Below are 17,275 nucleotides of genomic sequence, written 5' to 3' on the forward strand. Positions count from 1 at the left end.
CTCTGGGGTCACAATCGGACGTCTCCGGCGTGGTCGACCGGCTGGTCGACCGCGAAGCGGCCAACAAGGCGCAAGCTCATGGTCCTGTCGGCCCCTGGCTTCACTCGCCCGGAGCGATCGCGTTGCTCGGCGTCGGTCGGTCGGTGATCTGCTGGCCGAACAGGCTGCCGATCAGTTCGACGGCCGTGCGCGCCGTCCGGCCGCGTTCATCCAGAAAGGGATTGAGCTCGACGATGTCGACCGATCCGACCACGCCGGAATCGTGCAACAGCTCCATGATCAGGTGTGCCTCGCGATAGGTCGCACCACCTGGCACCGTGGTGCCGACGCCCGGCGCGACGCACGGATCGAGGAAATCGACGTCGAAGCTGACATGCAGCACGCCGTTGCTCGCCTTGACCCGTTCGATGACGCGTCGGATCAACACGGCGACGCCGAACTCGTCGATCTGACGCATGTCGACCACCCTGATCCGGCGCGCGCGCATCAGCTCTTTTTCCAGCTTGTCGATCGAACGCGCGCCGAACAAGTCGAGCCTGTCCGGATGGATCGACGCGCGGGGATCGTCGCCGAGCAGGCCGTCGAGGCCGGGTTCGCCGCACAAGAACGCGGCCGACATGCCGTGCATGTTCGCGGTGATCGTCGTCTCCGGCGTGTTGTAGTCGGCATGGGCATCGAGCCAGAGCACGAACAGCTCCCGTCCACGCTCCCGCCAATGACGCGCCATGGCATTGACCGACCCCATGGACAGCGTGTGATCGCCGCCCAGGAAGATCGGCAGGGCACCGGTTTTCGCGATCTCGTAGCCTTTGCGGCTCAGAACGCGTGTCCAGCGCTGGATATCGCGGTAGTGATTGGCCCGTTCCGGCGGCCTGTCGGCGAGGTCCCGGACCTCGCTTGCGGAAAGATCGCCGTAGTCGACGACCTCGAAATCCAGGCTTTCGAGCAGTGTCGCAAGGCCTGCGGTCCGCAGCGCCGCAGGGCCCATCAAGGTGCCGCGTTGCGATGCGCCCATATCGATGGGAGCGCCGAGCAAAGCGATGCGCCGGGCTCGATCCGTCATGGTCCGATCGGTCACGGCTGCCTCCTCAGTCAACAAGCTTGAGCCAACCTAACAGAGATTCGCGCCCGTCGCTTCACGGGGGGCTTCGCTTCGGGAGGAACAAAAGCTCTCGCGCTGCATTGCCCATCCAAGGCCGGCACCCGCCGTTAATTGACGGCGCCTGTCGCGGATAGCCAAAGGTCGTCAGACCCGCTGTTCAAAACGAGCGCTCGCGCGGATAGCCAAAGGTGCCGGTCTTCATCATCAGGCCTGGAGGTCACGCCCTTGAGCACGGAGATACCGCAATCCACGTCCCAACCCGGCATGGCCGAGCGTGCCATCGATACGGCAGCGGATGTCTCCCGCACGATCGGTGAAGTCGCCGGAGGCCTGCATGCGGCCGTCGACCGCCTCACCTCCACGATCGAGGAATCGCGCCAGCCCGGCGGAACCCTTGCAACGGTCGCGGCGATCACGCGCGAAGCGCCGCTTGCCAGCCTGTTCGTCGCATTTCTCTTTGGCGTCGCGATCGCGCGGCGGCGCTAGAAACCAGGCCGCCCTGCTCAGGCCGCGGTGACCACGTCGAGCCCAGTCACCAGAAATTGCCTGTCGAATGCCTCGGCAGGCATCGGACGTCCGAAGAAGTAGCCCTGCCCTTCCTCGCATCCCATGCTGACCAGGAAGTCGGCGGTTGCACGGTTCTCGATGCCTTCGGCCACGACCGTGAGGCCGAGTTGCTTGCTGAGGCCGATGGTCGAGCCGACGATCGCGGCATCGTCGGAATTCGCGAGCAGACCGAACACGAACGACCGGTCGATCTTCAGCCCGTCGAGCGGAAACTTCTTCAGATAGCTCAGGCTTGCATAACCGGTGCCGAAATCATCGAACAGGATTCTGACGCCGAGCTCCTGGATTCGCTTGAACATGGCGAGGACGCGGTCTTCGTCATGGAGCAGAATGTCTTCGGTGACCTCGAGCTCGAGCAACGAGGGCGTCAGCCCCGTCGATTCGAGCAAGGCCGCGACCGAATTCGCGAGGTCGCCGGAGTGAAGCTGCGAGGGCGAGAGGTTGATGGCGACGCGCACGCCATTGCCGGACAGCTCCCAGTCACGCGCCTGACGGCACGCGGTCTCCATCACCCAATTCGCGATCCGCTCGGACAGGGCCGAGGAGTTGACCACCGGCATGAACTCTCCGGGCGAGACGTAGCCGCGCACCGGATGCCGCCAACGGATGAGCGCTTCGGCCCCGACAAGGCTGCCGTCGATCAGACGAACCTGGGGCTGGTAGAACAGTTCGAACTCACCGCGATCCGCGGCAAGCGCCAACTCGCTCTCCAACGTCAGCCGGTTCTCCAGCTCCTGCCTGATCACAGCCTCGAAGAGCACATGGCCGCCGCGCCGCGTCGCCTTGGCACGGCTCAGCGCGAGATGGCCATTGCTGAGGAGATCGTCGGCGTTGTGTCCGCCTTCAGGATAGGCGGCAATTCCGATGCTGATCCTGACGCGGTGCTGCCGCGTGCCCGTCGCAAGCGGTGTTTCGAACGCGCGCGCGATCCGCTCGGCGAACGCCGCGAGCGGCTCGCCGGCCTCTGCACAGTCGAGCGCGATGGCGAATTCGTCACCGCCGAGCCGGGCAACGACTGCCTTGCCATCGACTTCGATCCGGAGACGCTCGGCGACGGCCCGCAGCACGTGGTCACCGGCTGAATGCCCAAGCATGTTGTTGATTTGCCGGAAGCCGTCGAGCCCGATCACGAGCAAGGCGACCTCGCGAGGCTGTCGCTCCGCATCCGCAATCATGCCGACCAGTCGGGCTTGCAGCGTATTGCGATTGGCAAGACCGGTCAGCGCATCATGTTCGGCAAGATATTTGACGCGTTCAGCTTCACGTTTGCGGACCGAAATATCGCGCAGAATCGCACCGTACTGAAAGCCGTCCGTTCCCTGCCAACCCGAGAAGCTTGCCTCGACGGGGAGGGTTTCACCATTCTTGCGCCGGCCCTCGAACTCGACGACGACCGCCCCACCTGGAACCAGGAGCGCCTGGCGCGCGGCGTCGTGCATGGACGGTCTCGTATCGCCTTCCGCCACCGGCATAGCGCACAGCGTTTCGAACGGACGACCGATCATTTCTGCCGGCGTGTAGCCGAAGATCGCGCTCGCGCCGGGATTCCAAACCGTGATCCGGTGATTCTCGTCGGTGCAGACGAGACCGTCGCCAAGCGACATCGCGATACGGTGGAAGCGGCTTTCGGCGATGCGTCCGAGAAGACCACGGAAATCGATTTCGTCCAGCGCGATCGCGGTCAGATAGGCGATGATCGCGATATGGAATAGCGATGTGTCGATCACGAGGGACCATCTTGCCTGCACGAAGGCTGCGGCCAGCTCGATAGCCGCCCCGGCGGCGATGAGGACGGCAACGCGAATTCCTGGTGCGAAGCGGCGCCACGAATACATCATCAGCAGGCAGATCACGCCCAGGCCCATGATCATGCCGATATCGGACGTCCAGCGCAGCATCCGGCCCTGAAGGATCGATTCCGCGGCCAGCGCCTGGAGCACCGGCCCCGAGACGATCTTGCCGTTGGGAACGCTGAAACGGTCGCCGAGCTCGAGCGCGGTGGCCCCGATGATGATCTTCTTGTCTCTCAGCTTGTCGAGCGCGGCGGCATCGCCCCGCAGCACGTCGACATAGGAGACGCTCGGAATGGAGGCGGCACGAATGCCGAAATCGATCAGGAAGGGCGACCGCCGGTTGGCGTCCTGCCCGGCCAGCACGACGGCCATCGAGGGCATCAAGGCATCGCCGAGCTTCTCGCCGAATGGATAGCGGCGAACGAGTCCGTCGGATTCGACTGCGACGTTCACGACCGCCGGCCACGACTGGTTGCTGAACGGCTTCAGGGGACGATTGACGTGCGCAGCGCCACCATTCGGCGTCGGCTGCTTGAAGGACGGCAGGATCGTCGAGCCGCCGGCATCGCGAAGCGCCTTGACGAAAGCATCGTCGGAAGCCGGATCCGACGGCGTGCTGAAATCGACATCGAACGCGATGTCCCCCGCGCCCGCCGCCTGAAGCCTGTGCAGCAGGTCTGCGTGAAGCCGGCGCGGCCAGGGCCACACTCCGATCTGATCGATTGATGGTGCGTCGATGGCCACCACCACGACCTTGCCGGTGGCCTCACGCGACTGCCAGGCGAACCGCAGATCGGTGAGCGCGTTGCGAAGCGCACCATGCCATCCCGTGGACAGCACGATCGCAAGCGCGATCACAACTAGAATATGCGGCCGATAGCGTTTCACTCCGATCCTCCCCCGCCCCGCTCCCGCGGGTGCGCCCCTCATCCCCCAGGAAATACCTTAGTGTCTGTTGTGGCCACGGCCATCGCTGCCGTGATCGCCCCCGCCCGCATTGCCGCTACCGGTGTTGCTCCAGCCATTGCCGGTGGCGCCGCTGTTGCCGGTGCCGCCGCCGTTGCCACTGCCATTGGCATTGCCGTTGTTGCCATTGCCGGAATTGCCGTTGCCGCCGGCATTTCCGTTGTTGGCCGCAGCTGCGGCGATTGCAGCGCCCGGGTTCGACGCACCGTTGCTGACCGAGGTTGCCGCACCGCTGGTCGTCACCGCCGTCTGGACGGCGCTGTTGGACGCGCTCATGCCGGTCTTGCCATCGCTCCAGACGGTCTCGGCACCCGGGCTGGCGTTTGCGTTGCGCACCTGTCCGGGAGCCACCGCGCCGTGGGCAAGTCCGTGCGTGACCTTGTGGAAGTTCAGCTTGACCTCGCCGAGCGAGTTCGAGATGCGCACGGCGCCGGCTTTGGAGACATGACCCCCAGCCGCCTGATGCGATGGCTTCGGCGCGCCGGCCGCCTTGTCGATTGGCCCGAGCGCGTGGATCGTATGGCCGCTCGCGGCATTGCGCGGCGCCGACAGGCCTGATTTTGGCACCGGCACACGCTCGATCGTCGGAGCGCGCGGCTTGCCGTGCTCGATCGGGTTGAACGTCCCTGCACCGCTCAGCCTGAGGCCGGGCTTGCCGTGCTCGGAGACGGTTGCTGCTTGTCCCTTCATGACCTGGGCAATCTGCCCCGTCTTGAAGTCGGAGACCTCGACCTGGCCGCGGAGCACGCCGACCTTGGTGGTCCCTGCTCCCACCGTGACGCTGAACCGCGTTCCCTTGACCACGGCGGCGAGATAGGGCGTCTCGACCTCGAAGTGCTTGACGTTGCGCTTCTCGACTTCGAGCAGGATCGAACCCGCCTGCTGGATGATGGTGGTCGAGAGCCCCTCCTTCTTCTCGGCCGGCAAGCCGACCACCGAGTTGGGAGAGATCAGAATCGTTTCCTCGCCGCGGACGAGCAGCACCCGGCCATTGCGGCCGGTCCGGATGGTATTGCCGGGCTTGAGCGTCTCTTCCTGGTTCAGCGAGACCTGTTGCGCGCCGTCGGTTGCGACCCACACCTCGCCGGTGGCCTTGCTGATCGACCAGACGCCATCCTCCGCGGCGAACGCACCGGATGCCGTTCCAAGGGTCAGCGCCGCCACGACAGCGCACCGCATTCCAATTCTGCCGAGCATGACGATCCTCAGTCCCGCGTTAGCCGGATCTGAGGGGTATCCGAAATCACTCAAGAGAGGATTAGCGGGAAGCGGCCAGTGGAGGGGCGAGATTAACCAATCATTGACCATAAAAAACTAAGAAAAATCATGCGGCTAACGAACCCTTACCGTCCCGTGGCAATTCCCCCGTCAAACTACGGGGAAAGTTTCGCCGCGTGCGCCGGGAGGCGGCAGCTCATTACCGCATTGGCGTTGTTGGTCCCGATTTTTGCGGGTGTTCCCCAAGCGTTCGCGCAACAAGCGAACCAGCCGGGCTTCGATCCGCGCCAGCCCGAGAAATACTTTGAAAACCAAACCGAACGGGAAAGGCTGAACCGCCCCCCGGTCAGCCTGCCGACGGTTGGCCAACCTAACACCGGCGGCGAGACCAAGCCGCAATTCGTCCTGCGCGGCGTTAACGTCAGCGGCGCCCACGCCGTCTCCCGCGATCGCATTGCCGCAGTCTATCAGCCTTATCTCGGCAAGAAGGTCTCGCAGGCGGATCTCGCCGGGATCGCCGGCGCGATCAGCGATCTCTACCGCGCAGACGGCTTTCATCTGAGCCGGGCGATCGTGCCGCCGCAGGACATTGCCGACGGCCGGGTCCGGATCCAGGTGATCGAAGGCGCCATCGTGCAGGTCGAGCTGAAAGGCGAGGGCGCCGAGCAGTTCGGCGTAAGGCCGATACTCGGGCCGGTTCTCGCCGAGCAGCCGTCGCGCCTCCCGACACTCGAACGCCAGCTCTTCCTCATCAACGCCAGGCCGGGCGTTCGGATCACCGATAGCGCGCTGGAGGAAATCGGCAGCGGGTCCGGCCGCTTCCGTCTCACCGTCTATTTGAAGACCTGGCACGTCTTCTCCTCGTTCGGCCTGGACAATCTCGGATCATCCTCGGTCGGCCCGTGGCAGACCTACGCCACCGGCGCGTTCAACTCCTACCTCACGCCTGGAGACACGCTGGCCGTCAACCTGTCGACGATTGCCAACGATCCTCGCGAGCTCGGCTTTGCACGGATGTCCTATGACGCGCCCGTCGGCGTCGACGGCGTACGTCTCGGTGCTTCCGTCCTGTACAGCGCGGTCCGACCGGGCGATGCCCGCCGCCTCGACAGCGACATCACGACGACCGAGGCCTTCGAGCTTCGCGCCGGCGTCGTTCCGCTGCAGTCGCAATCCTCCACGCTCACGCTGACTGCGGCGACGAGCTTCAGCAATGTGTCCGAGCACGACCTCTACGGCCCCTGGTACAACGACCACATCAGGACCGCGAGCCTGACCGCCGACTACAGGCTGCAGGATCACTTCGGCGGCACCAATTTCGCGACGCTGACCTACCGCCAGGGTCTCGATGTCTTCGGTGCCTCGCATTTCGGCGACGATCTGTTGTCGCGCGACGGCGCCTCGTCGAACTTCTCGGTGCTGAACCTCTGGTTCACACGCTACCAGACACTCAACGATGCCTGGTCGCTCAAGCTCTCCGCAGCGAGCCAGACAGCGTCGCGGCCGCTGTTCACCTCGCAGCAGTTTTATCTCGGCGGCGCGGCCTTCGGCCGGGGTTATGGCGCAGCCGAGATCAGCGGCGACAACGGCCTTGCCGGCTCGCTCGAACTGCGCTTCGACCAGAAGCTCAATTTCCACTACTGGACCGGCTATCAGCTCTATGCCTTTGGCGACGCCGGCGCCGTCTGGAACGACGGCTACCGTTTGAGTGAAGGCCTGTCGCTGACATCGGCCGGAGCCGGCGTCCGCTTCTTCCTGCCAAACGATGTCCAGGCCGATCTCGGCGTGGCGGTGCCGTTGAGCTTCCGGGCGCCGGACAACGAGCGCCGCAGCCCCCGCTTCCTGCTCACGTTGTCGAGCGCATTCCGGCTCTGCCCCGAACGCGGCAGGTCGGGCTGTCTCTAGCCGCCCGGTCGTTTGCGCAAGTCGCCCCGGCATGCGGCCCTTTCGCGGCCTTGCTCCACAGACTTGCCTAAATTTAATCCCGTAACCTACTCACGATCGCTCGATCCGGGAGTTCCCAATGACCATGTTCAGCCGAACGTGATTTGAGACGAAGCCATGAAGAGGGTGTTTGCAATCCTGACGTTTCTCTGCATCCTCGGCGTCGGGGAATATCTCGTCGTCAGCCGGTTCGCGATCCGCCATGAGACTTTGGCGCTGTTCGACACCTCGCGGCAGCGGCCGATCTCGGTCGAACTGGCGGTACGGCGCGATTACGAGGCCAAGTCCAATCTCGGCCTCTGGAAACTCCCGCTCGCCATCATCAGTAACGGCAACACCGTCAAGGCCACCGAATATTCCTTCCTCGCCAATGTGCTCGCCGCGCGCGGCTATCTGGTTGCCAGCATCCAGCAGGACCTGCCGAGTGACCCGCCGCTGATGACCCACGTCGGTCAGCAATATGTCGGCCGGCGTGAGGTCTATATCCGCTGCGAGGCCAACATTCTCTTCGTACTGGACAAACTGAAGAGGCAGCAGGAGAACGTCGATTACGACCACATCACCCTCGTCGGCCATTCCAACGGCGGCGACGTCTCCATGTATGTCGCCCATCAGCACCCGGAACTGGTGTCGAAGGTGATCACGCTCGACAATCTTCGGGTTCCTTTCGTGGCCAGTAGCGGCCTGAAGATCCTGTCGTTCCGGTCGAAGGACCCGCATTTCGTGACCGATCCCGGCGTGCTGCCGACGCCAGAAGAGGCCAAGGCGCGCGGCATCGACATCGTCCACACCGGCGCACAGCACACGGAAATGAGCGATCGCGGCCCTAACTCGGTCAAGGAGAAGATCCAGGAAACACTCGACCGCTTCCTGCGCGACAGCGCCAGCAGCGCGCTCGCACCGGCTGATACGAAAAGCCCGATGATCATGAACCCGGGCGACTATTAGCCGGGAACGGCCTTGCGGCAGATCAAGGCGGCTCCGAAGCAGCAGGATAGAAAAGCCATATGACCTCGGAGAGACAGGTGTCGCATCCTATCGGAAGTCTTGATACGAAGGGTTTCGATGCAAGAAGCCTGAACCTGCCCACGGCAAGAATGCCGGCAGTGGTACGGCATCTCTATCGTTCGGTTCGCAAGCTGCTGCGGTCGATCATAGCCCGCATTGATCTCTCGCAATTTCCGGGATCATGCTGCGGATAGGCATGCCGGACGCCAACGAATGCATGAAGGTTACCCTATGCACCAGCATTTGAGACGAATCTGCCTGCTGCTTGCCGTAACCTCGAGCGTCGGCACGTCGTCTGCGCTCGCAGCTGATGCCGATCACGGTGCCGACCTCGCCAAGCGCTGGTGCGCAAGCTGCCATATCGTCGCGAACGGCCAGACCCAGGCGAGCGCCGACGTCCCCTCCTTTGCCTCTGTCGCGCACAGGCCAAACTTCAGTCCGGAGAGGCTCGCCTTCTTCCTGCTCGATCCCCACCCGAAGATGCCGAATTTCCCCTTGAGCCGGACCGAAGCGGGCGACATCGCGGCCTACATCGCATCGCTTCGATAGGAGAGCGCCGAGCACGGCACCTGCCACACATAAAGATCCCTGCCGGAGGACCGACAGGGATCAGCAGAAGGGATGCCGGACGGCGAAGGATCATTCGGTGGCCGGCATGGATCGGCGCCAGCAACGAAATCCGGATCGCCACACCGCGCAAGTTCAATGTGTGGGCACGCTGTGGACAGCCAGGATCAGGATTTGCCCTTGCCCGGTTGCATGAGACTGCCGGTCATCTGACGCATGTGATCTCCAGCACTGGTGAACTGGCTGCGCAGGAAATCGGACTGGATTCGCATCGCTTCCTGAAGGTCGGTGGCATGAACCAGCTTGCGCGCATGCTCGAACGCCGACTTCATGTTCTGCTCGGTGAAAACCAGCGCCTGCTTCGACACCTCGGTCCCCGCGCCCGGAACCGACGACATCGATTTAGTGGCCGCTTCGAAAAACATTCCGAATGCTTTTTCCGCCTGGTCAATCGTCTTCTCGGCCAGGTCGCGCAGTTCGGCCGGAACTTCGAGCTTCGGTTCGATCATGGTCGCAGTCCTCCCATTTTCCCCAATTGAATACCACACTTGCCGGATCGCCTTCCAGCGGCCAGCCTGGGGGAAACCTCGCCGGCGGTCCGGCTACGGCAGGAAAGCGTAAGAGCCGGCATGAGGCCGGCGCGCGGCCGGGCTCAGGACAAGGGGTGCTCGGGAAGGGCTTCTTCGGTGGCGAGGTCTTCGACCAGCTTGATAACCTCGAAACGCTGTCGCGGCGCGAGCTTCAGGAACGCGCGCAGCAGGCGAAGACTTTCGACCGTGCCGCTTGCGGGCGCGCCGAGCTTGAGGTGCAGTTCAGCCGCGAAATTGAGGTTCTTCATCTCGCACCTATGACAAGCGTCGGCCTTGATCCACCCGAGAAGCTAACGCTGTAACAAGACGCCACAACGGGACCTCTAGCGACGAACTCTCGGCCAGGTGGCCCCGACCGGCTGGCGCGCTGGACAACATGTCCCACAACGCGCTCAATCATTTGGTTGCAATTATGCCAAGGAACAACCCGTCCAGCAAGTCCAACCGTGGGTGCAGCGATGCTTCGTCTGCATCGCAGCACGGCAATTCCGGATAACAGGAATATCGACTGCCGTCACCCACCTGCGTCAAGAAGCGGCATCAATCACGCATACAGCCCCGACCGCTGTCAATTGGCACAACGTTTCGGCTTGTTTCCGACATGAATGGACATTGGCTGCGCATGAGCGCTTCTCCGGCGCATACACGTAATTGTTGAGTCCAGCTCCGGCGGTTGTATCAGCGACGAAATGAAGATCGATCTCGCAAGCTGATCTCCCGCGTCCTGATCTCGGCGCGGTTGTCGCCTCGTCGGTCCGGATATGTGTCCGCCCGTGAACCATTGTCCATGAGCGAGCGACCAAGCCGTTGCGACACGGCCACGCAGATTACGGGCGCCATGGCTGAAAACTCTCCGATTCGGGCGCGCGTCAGCACCAAAGGACGACGGCATGCTTTCTCGCTGCGATCTCATCAAGGGCGCCGCGGTCGCGCTTTTCTCCCTCTCGATACCAGGCGCATGGGCGCAGGAGACCAAGATGAACCTGTTCAAGATCATCACCATCAAGGACGAAATCGTCGTCGGGTTATCGGCGGAGGAACTTAAGGGGCTCGGCGGCAACGATGCCAGCGCGGTTGCGCACGCGCTGGCGCAGAAGGGCGATCTCACGGTCTGGCAATACAACGTGCATCGTGGCCCGAACGGCGAATTGCAGCAGGCTCCGACCGCCAAGATCGGGCTTCTGGCCAACGCCTCGCTCCGCGTCGAGCCGTACACGACGCCTTACCTGATCGTACCGCATCCCTAAACAACCGACTGGGCACGCCGGCGGCCGAGGCCGGCGGCGTGCCGTCTTCAACCGCGCCGGCCTGCCCGTTGTGTCCCCGTTTCCGTCGCAAAGCCGTAGATCAGCGCCAGCCGGTCCAGACATTCGCGAAAACGCCGCGCAAAATAATCGTTCCAGCGCTGCGTTCGGACGGCGCGACGCGCGCCGATCTGATCCATGGTCAGGCCCAGGATCAGCACGTCGTGCACCAGCGCGGCGCCGTCGGTGCCAAGTTCGCGCTCGACCCGATTCAACCGCAACACCGCCTGGCGCTGGCTCTCGGTGACGGGCTCGCGCGTGCGCGTGCCATCAACATATTCCCGGGTCGGGTCCATCGCCTGAGGTCCCCGCTCCGCCCTCTCCCAATCGTTCTGGAAGGCACGCCCGCCGCGGTATTGCGCCTCGTCGATCTGATGATGCGCGTGCAGCCGTCCCAGCGGATCGCCACGGATCGACCGGATGGCCAGGATCTTCTCACCGGAATCGAGCGCCAGCGGATTGTCGACCTCGACTTCCGCCACTTCGGCATTGAACGGCACCTCGCGGGGCCGCCGGTCGTAGATCTGCGCCAATCTGTAGGACTTGTTGCGTCGGACACGAGCCACTCTAATACTCCTTGCGAAACTGACGATGGAACGGGGAAGCTCAGGCAGCGGAGACCAGCCTCAGCACGACGGGACCGGGGACACGGGCGGACGCAGCCCCGGAGCGGTGCGTCAGGCGCGCGTGCGGCGCGCAATAGCTGGAGCCCGGCCGGCAGGGATGACCACAGAAGGCGATCTCCTCCCCGTCCTTGTCGCCGCCATAGGGATAGCGGCAGTCGGCCGGCTCGAGTTCGACCAGTTGGATCAGGCGCGGCTGAACGCCGACGCAGCGTAACTTGACAGGCGCTGCCGGCTTCATTGCGGACTTCGGCGGCACGTTCAGGTTCGGTAACACCGCGCGGCGTGGTGAAACCGGAGCTTCACCAGGCAAATATGGCGCGACCGATGGGCTAGCGATCCATTCCGGTACGACGAGCCCGAGCCGCTTGGCGCGGCCGATCACCGCGTTGCGCGTGTAAGTCGTTCCAAACCTTGCGTTAATCTGTCTTCCGATCTCCGCATAAGACATGCCTTTGCGAAAATAGTCGCGAAGCGCGTCGGAGTGCTCCGACGGCCAATGGCCCGGTTCCATGCTGTTATCCTGTGATGCGCCTCCTCTCATCGAACGACGGGAGGCGAACACACATTCCGGTATTCCGAAGATCAAGTCAAGCGATAATTCTGATATTCATAATTGCATCAATTCCGAATTTCGGATTACAAGAGGCAAGACGGTGTGCAATCGAGGGAATCACCATGTTGGACGTTGCAATGATCGAGCGGGGTCTGGAGAAGACCGGCAAGAGCAAGGGCGGCCTGGCGGCGGCCATGGGCGTGCGGCCCGGCGCGGTCTCGGAGATTCTCGGCGGCGAACGTCTGGTGAAGGCTTCGGAGATCATTCCGATCATGGAATATCTTGAGCTCAATCTCGCGCCGATCATGGGCCGGGTCGGCGCCGGCGCCGTGATCGAGCCGGATTACGAGCAGGTTCCGCCGGAGGGGCTCGGCGACATCGCGCTGCCCTTCCCGATCATGGAAGAAACCGTCGCATTCGAGATCGTGGGCGATTCGATGCTGCCCAAATACGAGAGCGGCGACGTGATCGTGGTCTACAAGGACCAGCGTCATCCGCTGTCGAGCTTCTACGGCGAGGAGGCCGTGGTGCGGCTCAAGACCGGCGAGCGCTATCTGAAGACCATCGAGCGGGGGAAAACTCCGTCCGTCGTCAATCTCACCAGCTTCAATGCCAAGCCGATCGTCGGCGTCAAGCTCGATTGGGTCGGGGAGATCTGCCTGTCGATGCCCAAAGGGCAGCTCGAGCGGCTGCGCGCGAAATCGGCACGCCCCCGCAAGAAGGGCAAGTGACATCAGTTTCCGTTATTCGGAAATTGCGCTTGACTTGATTCCGATTTTCGGAAATACTCTGCCGCGTTCCCGAGTGACGGGACGCGGCGGGGTCGTTTCATGCAGTATTTCGTCGTGATGATCGACTACGGACGGCGGGGGCGCGAGGCAGTCGTCGATCCCGAGATCACCAGACGCGAGGTCGTCTCCCGCATCGTGTCGGGCGAATACCGGAATGTCTCGTTCATCCACGAGATCGCCGAGAACTCGGTCGAGGACGTCACCGAGGCCATCCTGAGCGAGGCCACCCTCCCCCAGATCCCGCCCGAAGAGGTCGATCTCCAGGCAGTGCGCCTCGACCACGTCCGGGACCTGCGCAAGCACGAGCGGACGTGACGCAAGGCCTGGTCGCCTGCGTCACCATCCGGCCGGACATTACACCGTAAGCACGGTCGATCCCGTGGTCTTGCGCGCGGCGAGATCGGCATGCGCCTTGGCGGCCTCCTTCAACGGATAGGTCTGGTGTACCTCGATCTTGACCGCACCGGACTTGACGACGTCGAACAGTTCGTTCGCCATCGTGATCAGGTTCTCGCGCTTGGCGGCATAGGTGAACAGCGTCGGACGGGTGACGTAGAGCGAACCCTTCTGGGCCAACAGGCCGAGATTGAGCGGCTCGACTGCACCGGAGGATTGACCGAACAACGCGGCGACGCCGAGCGGCGCGAGGCAATCCAGCGATTTCAGGAATGTGTCCTTGCCGACGGAGTCATAGACCACCGGCACCTTCTTGCCGCCGGTGATTTCGTCGACCCGCTTCACGAAATCTTCGCGGGTGTAGATGATGACGTGATCGCAGCCATGCGCCTTGGCAAGCTTGGCCTTTTCGTCGTTGCTGACGGTACCGATCACGGTCGCGCCGAGGTGCTTGGCCCACTGGCCCAGGATCAGGCCGACGCCGCCGGCCGCCGCGTGCAGCAGGATGGTGTCGCCGGCCTTCACCCGATAGGTCTGCCGGATCAGATATTGTGTGGTGAGCCCTTTGAGCATCATCGCCGCCGCGGTCTTGTCGTCGACGCCGTCCGGCAGTTTCAGCAAACGGTCCGCAGGGATCAGCCGCCCCTCTGAATAGGCCCCGAGCGGCGAGGCGCCATAGGCGACACGATCGCCCGGCTTGAGATCGGTGACACCGGCTCCGACCTCCTCGACGATTCCGGCCGCCTCGCTGCCGAGCCCGCTTGGCAGTTGCGCCGGGTACAGGCCCGAACGGTTGTAGATGTCGACGAAGTTGAGGCCGACCGCGGTGTGGCGGATGCGCGCCTCGCCCGGTCCGGGCTTGCCGACGTTGACCTCCTCCCAGACCAGGACTTCCGGACCGCCGGTCTTGTGAAAACGAATGGCATGCGTCATGGGCGTTGCTCCCTTATCGTTGGGTGAGGATCCGAAAAAGCCGGATTGGCCGCAGAAATAGGCATTCGGTCCGCCCGTTACAGTACAGACACGTTACAAGAATGTCACAGCGAGCGACAAACCTCCGCCGTTCCATCTCCGTTCGAAAGAGTTGATGACGCGCCTGAAGCGACCGGCAGTAGCTTCTGCGCGGGGTTTGGTGGTCGCCTGCGAAGGAGAGCCGAGATGCCAGCTTATGTACAGCATCATCAGGACGGCGAAATAGCGCCCGTGAATTGTCCCACCTGCATGGGGTTCCTGCCGATGTATGTGCGCGAGGTCGAGCCGCATTGGAGCCTTGCCAAGATCGACTTTGTTTATGAATGCGCCGATTGCGGCGCCGAGGTCAGGCAGACCATCCGCAAGCCGGAAGTGTTGCGGCACTGATCGCGAACGGTGAACCGCTCAACTATTTGCGTTCAGCGGAAAAACCGCCGCTCGTGCGGGTCTGATGTCTCCCAAACGAGGCTTGTTCTTTGCCGGGAACGCAGGCAGAACAAGCCTCAAGCAAGACCTTTGGGAGCGCCCTTTCGTGGCTGATCAGAAGGCCTCGACCTCGATCGAGGCAGTGGAGAGCGGCCTCGCCGCGCAGGGCTATATCGCGAGCCGGCAGATCGCGACCGCCGTCTATTTGTCGCAGCAGATCGAGAAGCCGATCCTGGTCGAGGGCCCCGCGGGCGTCGGCAAGACCGAGCTTGCCAAGGCGATCGCCGCCTGGCGCGGCATGAAGATGATCCGCCTGCAATGCTACGAAGGCCTCGACGAAGCCAAGGCGCTCTACGAGTGGAAATACGCCAAGCAGCTTCTCTACACGCAGATCCTCAAGGACAAGCTCGGCGAGGTCCTGGGCGGGGCGCAGACGCTGCATGCCGCGCTCGACCAGCTCCACGATTTTGGCGACGTGTTTTTCTCCAAGGAATTCGTCGAGCCGCGTCCTCTTCTCCAAGCGCTGGAGCAGCCGGGCGGCTGCGTGCTCCTGATCGACGAGATCGACAAATCGGACGCGGAATTTGAATCGCTGCTGCTGGAGATCCTGTCCGACTTCCAGGTCACGATCCCCGAGCTCGGCACCGTCTCGGCCATCACCCCGCCGACCGTGATCCTCACCTCCAACAGCGAGCGCGACCTCGGTGATGCCTTGAAGCGGCGCTGCCTGCATCTGCATATCGGCTTCCCCGAGCAGCGGCTCGAGGAGCGCATCGTCGAAAGCCGCGTGCCCGGCATCTCGCAGGCGCTGCGCCGGCAGATGGTCGGCTTCATCCACGAGATCCGCTCGCTGGATCTGAAGAAGCTGCCGTCGGTCAGTGAGACCATCGATTGGGCACGCGTCCTGGTGCTGCTCCAGGCTTCCGAGCTCGACACCGATATCGTCAAGGACACCCTGAACGTGCTCCTGAAATACGAAGCCGACATCGAGGCCGCATCGCCGCAGGTGACGACCTTCATTGCCAAGGCGGCACGGTCCAACGTCTTCGGTTGACGCCGATGCGCGATAACCTCCATCGTTTCTTTCGGGCAGCGCGGGGCGTCGGCGTTCACGTTTCGCCCGCCGAAAGCATCGATGCGATGCGCGCGGTCGCGCAAGTCGGCATCTCCGACCGTGCCGTGCTGCGCGACGCGCTGCTGCTGACGCTTGCCAAGTCGCAGGACGAGAAGCTCGCGCTCGGCGACTGTTTCGATCTCTTCTTCAGTCGGCCGGAGCCGCGGCAGGATCAGCCTGAGACGAGCAACGACGGCGCATCGCAGGACGCAGATCAGTCGCCCTCCTCCAGCTCGGCCAGCGAGCCGGGCGAAGGTCAGGCTCCCGAGGGTTTGGGTCCACTTGCGCAGATGCTGCTGTCGCAGGACCGCAATGCGATCGCAGCCGCCATCGCCAGCGCCTCCGGTACGGCCTCCCTGTCTGACATCCGCTACTCCACCCAGCGCGGCATCTTCTCCAGCCGCATCCTCGACGCCATAGGCCTCCAGCGCCTGCGCGACGATCTCGACCGGCTCACTGCGACCGATCCCGCGCTGGCCGAGCGTCTGCGCGCCGCGCTCGACGCCTTGCGCGAGGCAGTGCGCGACACGGTCTCGCAGGGACTTGCGCTCTATGCCCGCGAGGAGGCTGAAAATCTCCGCAACGAGATTCTGCGCAACGCGCCGCTTGCCCGCATCGAGCGGCGCCAGGTCGCCGAGATGCGCGCCCTCATCCGCCAGATCGCGCGCCGCCTGCGCGAGCGCTATTCCAAGCCGCGCAAGCGCCAGCGCCGCGGCCATCTCGACGTGCGCCGCACGCTGCGCCGCAACGCGGCGTGGGGCGGCGTGCCCTTCCTCACGGCGTGGAAACGCAAGCATCGCGACCGGCCGAAGATCGTGGCGCTCTGCGACGTCTCCGGCTCGGTCGCCCAGGTCTCGGATTTCTTCCTGCTCCTGATCCACTCCTTGCATGAAGTGGTCGACGACGTCCGCTCCTTCGCCTTCTCCTCGCATCTGATCGAGGTCAGCGACATCCTGGAGACGAAATCGCCGGAAGAGGCGATGGCCGAGATCATGTCCAAGGTCGGCTTCGGCTCGTCCGACTACGGCTCTTCGCTGATCGATTTCGAGAAGGACTTTATGAGCGCGCTGACGCCGCGGACCACGGTGATCATGCTCGGCGATGCCCGCAGCAACAATCTCGACCCGCGCGCCGACATCCTGCGCCGCATCTCCGAACGCTCGAAGCGGCTGGTCTGGCTCAATCCCGAAGGACGGCTTGCCTGGGGCTTTGGCGATTCCGAGATGCCGCGTTACGCGACCTTCTGCACCGTCGTGCGCCAATGCGCCACCGCGCAACAGCTCGAGCGCGCCGTGTCGGATATCGTGGCGACTTACCAGTAGGTCCGGCTCGCGGCCA

18 protein-coding genes are annotated in these 17,275 nt (G+C 63.5%); 10 read left to right on the plus strand and 8 right to left on the minus strand.

What is annotated here, in order from left to right; all coding sequences use genetic code 11:
• Positions 1–100: 100 nt before the first annotated feature.
• Positions 101–1,078 (minus strand): arginase, encoded by a 978-nt coding sequence (gene rocF / locus UNPA324_RS21100; protein ID WP_141935760.1) that lies wholly within the window; start codon positions 1,076–1,078, stop codon positions 101–103.
• Between the two features lie 249 nt (positions 1,079–1,327).
• Here rocF and UNPA324_RS21105 point away from each other — a divergent pair, with 249 nt between their 5' ends.
• A complete protein-coding gene (locus UNPA324_RS21105; protein WP_141935762.1) occupies positions 1,328–1,588 on the plus strand; it encodes a hypothetical protein in 261 nt (86 codons plus the stop codon).
• A 17-nt stretch (positions 1,589–1,605) separates the two neighbouring features.
• Here the strand turns inward: UNPA324_RS21105 and UNPA324_RS21110 are convergent, their stop codons facing one another.
• Together UNPA324_RS21110 and UNPA324_RS21115 are read right to left on the minus strand one after the other, a co-directional pair.
• The gene (locus UNPA324_RS21110) at positions 1,606–4,350 is read right to left on the minus strand and encodes an EAL domain-containing protein (protein ID WP_181769463.1); all 2,745 of its coding nucleotides are present in this window, start codon (positions 4,348–4,350) and stop codon (positions 1,606–1,608) included.
• A 57-nt stretch (positions 4,351–4,407) separates the two neighbouring features.
• Entirely contained in the window at positions 4,408–5,625 is a 1,218-nt protein-coding gene (locus UNPA324_RS21115; RefSeq protein WP_141935767.1) for a FecR family protein, read from the minus strand.
• A 129-nt stretch (positions 5,626–5,754) separates the two neighbouring features.
• Between UNPA324_RS21115 and UNPA324_RS21120 the strand changes: the two genes are divergently transcribed.
• The 3 genes from UNPA324_RS21120 to UNPA324_RS21130 all read left to right on the plus strand — a co-directional run bounded on the left by UNPA324_RS21120 (position 5,755) and on the right by UNPA324_RS21130 (position 9,147).
• Positions 5,755–7,551, plus strand: coding sequence for a ShlB/FhaC/HecB family hemolysin secretion/activation protein (locus UNPA324_RS21120; protein ID WP_141935769.1), 1,797 nt, complete (start codon positions 5,755–5,757; stop codon positions 7,549–7,551).
• A gap of 156 nt (positions 7,552–7,707) precedes the next feature.
• Positions 7,708–8,538 carry an alpha/beta fold hydrolase gene (locus tag UNPA324_RS21125; RefSeq protein WP_141935771.1) on the plus strand — a complete coding sequence of 277 codons (831 nt, stop codon included), beginning with the start codon at positions 7,708–7,710 and terminating at the stop codon, positions 8,536–8,538.
• A 291-nt stretch (positions 8,539–8,829) separates the two neighbouring features.
• Positions 8,830–9,147 (plus strand): c-type cytochrome, encoded by a 318-nt coding sequence (locus tag UNPA324_RS21130; protein WP_128919835.1) that lies wholly within the window; start codon positions 8,830–8,832, stop codon positions 9,145–9,147.
• Between the two features lie 185 nt (positions 9,148–9,332).
• Here UNPA324_RS21130 and UNPA324_RS21135 read toward each other — a convergent pair whose 3' ends face one another.
• Complete coding sequence (locus tag UNPA324_RS21135) at positions 9,333–9,674, minus strand: phasin (protein ID WP_094972645.1); 342 nt, start codon at positions 9,672–9,674, stop codon at positions 9,333–9,335.
• A gap of 143 nt (positions 9,675–9,817) precedes the next feature.
• Complete coding sequence (locus UNPA324_RS21140) at positions 9,818–10,003, minus strand: hypothetical protein (RefSeq protein WP_007601490.1); 186 nt, start codon at positions 10,001–10,003, stop codon at positions 9,818–9,820.
• A 642-nt stretch (positions 10,004–10,645) separates the two neighbouring features.
• Between UNPA324_RS21140 and UNPA324_RS21145 the strand changes: the two genes are divergently transcribed.
• The gene (locus tag UNPA324_RS21145) at positions 10,646–11,002 is read left to right on the plus strand and encodes a hypothetical protein (protein WP_128919834.1); all 357 of its coding nucleotides are present in this window, start codon (positions 10,646–10,648) and stop codon (positions 11,000–11,002) included.
• Positions 11,003–11,049: 47 nt separating this feature from the next.
• Here UNPA324_RS21145 and UNPA324_RS21150 read toward each other — a convergent pair whose 3' ends face one another.
• Together UNPA324_RS21150 and UNPA324_RS21155 are read right to left on the minus strand one after the other, a co-directional pair.
• Positions 11,050–11,625: a hypothetical protein gene (locus UNPA324_RS21150; protein WP_141935773.1), complete on the minus strand. Its 576-nt coding sequence runs from the start codon at positions 11,623–11,625 to the stop codon at positions 11,050–11,052.
• 40 nt (positions 11,626–11,665) lie between these two features.
• A complete protein-coding gene (locus UNPA324_RS21155) occupies positions 11,666–12,196 on the minus strand; it encodes a GcrA family cell cycle regulator (RefSeq protein WP_128919832.1) in 531 nt (176 codons plus the stop codon).
• Between the two features lie 164 nt (positions 12,197–12,360).
• Here UNPA324_RS21155 and UNPA324_RS21160 point away from each other — a divergent pair, with 164 nt between their 5' ends.
• Positions 12,361–12,969 (plus strand): S24 family peptidase, encoded by a 609-nt coding sequence (locus tag UNPA324_RS21160; RefSeq protein ID WP_128919831.1) that lies wholly within the window; start codon positions 12,361–12,363, stop codon positions 12,967–12,969.
• Between the two features lie 99 nt (positions 12,970–13,068).
• The gene (locus UNPA324_RS21165) at positions 13,069–13,344 is read left to right on the plus strand and encodes a hypothetical protein (protein WP_128919830.1); all 276 of its coding nucleotides are present in this window, start codon (positions 13,069–13,071) and stop codon (positions 13,342–13,344) included.
• A 39-nt stretch (positions 13,345–13,383) separates the two neighbouring features.
• On the opposite strand, the gene UNPA324_RS21170 is transcribed toward UNPA324_RS21165, so the two are convergent.
• Complete coding sequence (locus UNPA324_RS21170) at positions 13,384–14,358, minus strand: quinone oxidoreductase family protein (protein ID WP_128919829.1); 975 nt, start codon at positions 14,356–14,358, stop codon at positions 13,384–13,386.
• A gap of 225 nt (positions 14,359–14,583) precedes the next feature.
• On the opposite strand from UNPA324_RS21170, the gene UNPA324_RS21175 reads away from it, so the two are divergent.
• The 3 genes from UNPA324_RS21175 to UNPA324_RS21185 all read left to right on the plus strand — a co-directional run bounded on the left by UNPA324_RS21175 (position 14,584) and on the right by UNPA324_RS21185 (position 17,259).
• Positions 14,584–14,784: a hypothetical protein gene (locus UNPA324_RS21175; RefSeq protein WP_128919828.1), complete on the plus strand. Its 201-nt coding sequence runs from the start codon at positions 14,584–14,586 to the stop codon at positions 14,782–14,784.
• Positions 14,785–14,929: 145 nt separating this feature from the next.
• Positions 14,930–15,877, plus strand: a complete 948-nt coding sequence (locus UNPA324_RS21180; RefSeq protein WP_164936301.1) for an AAA family ATPase — start codon at positions 14,930–14,932, stop codon at positions 15,875–15,877.
• 5 nt (positions 15,878–15,882) lie between these two features.
• Entirely contained in the window at positions 15,883–17,259 is a 1,377-nt protein-coding gene (locus tag UNPA324_RS21185) for a vWA domain-containing protein (RefSeq protein ID WP_141935775.1), read from the plus strand.
• Positions 17,260–17,275: the final 16 nt, after the last annotated feature.

Origin of the sequence: Bradyrhizobium sp. UNPA324, assembly GCF_006658635.1 — a bacterium.
In the GTDB taxonomy this organism is placed as follows: Bacteria; Pseudomonadota; Alphaproteobacteria; order Rhizobiales; family Xanthobacteraceae; genus Bradyrhizobium; species Bradyrhizobium nanningense.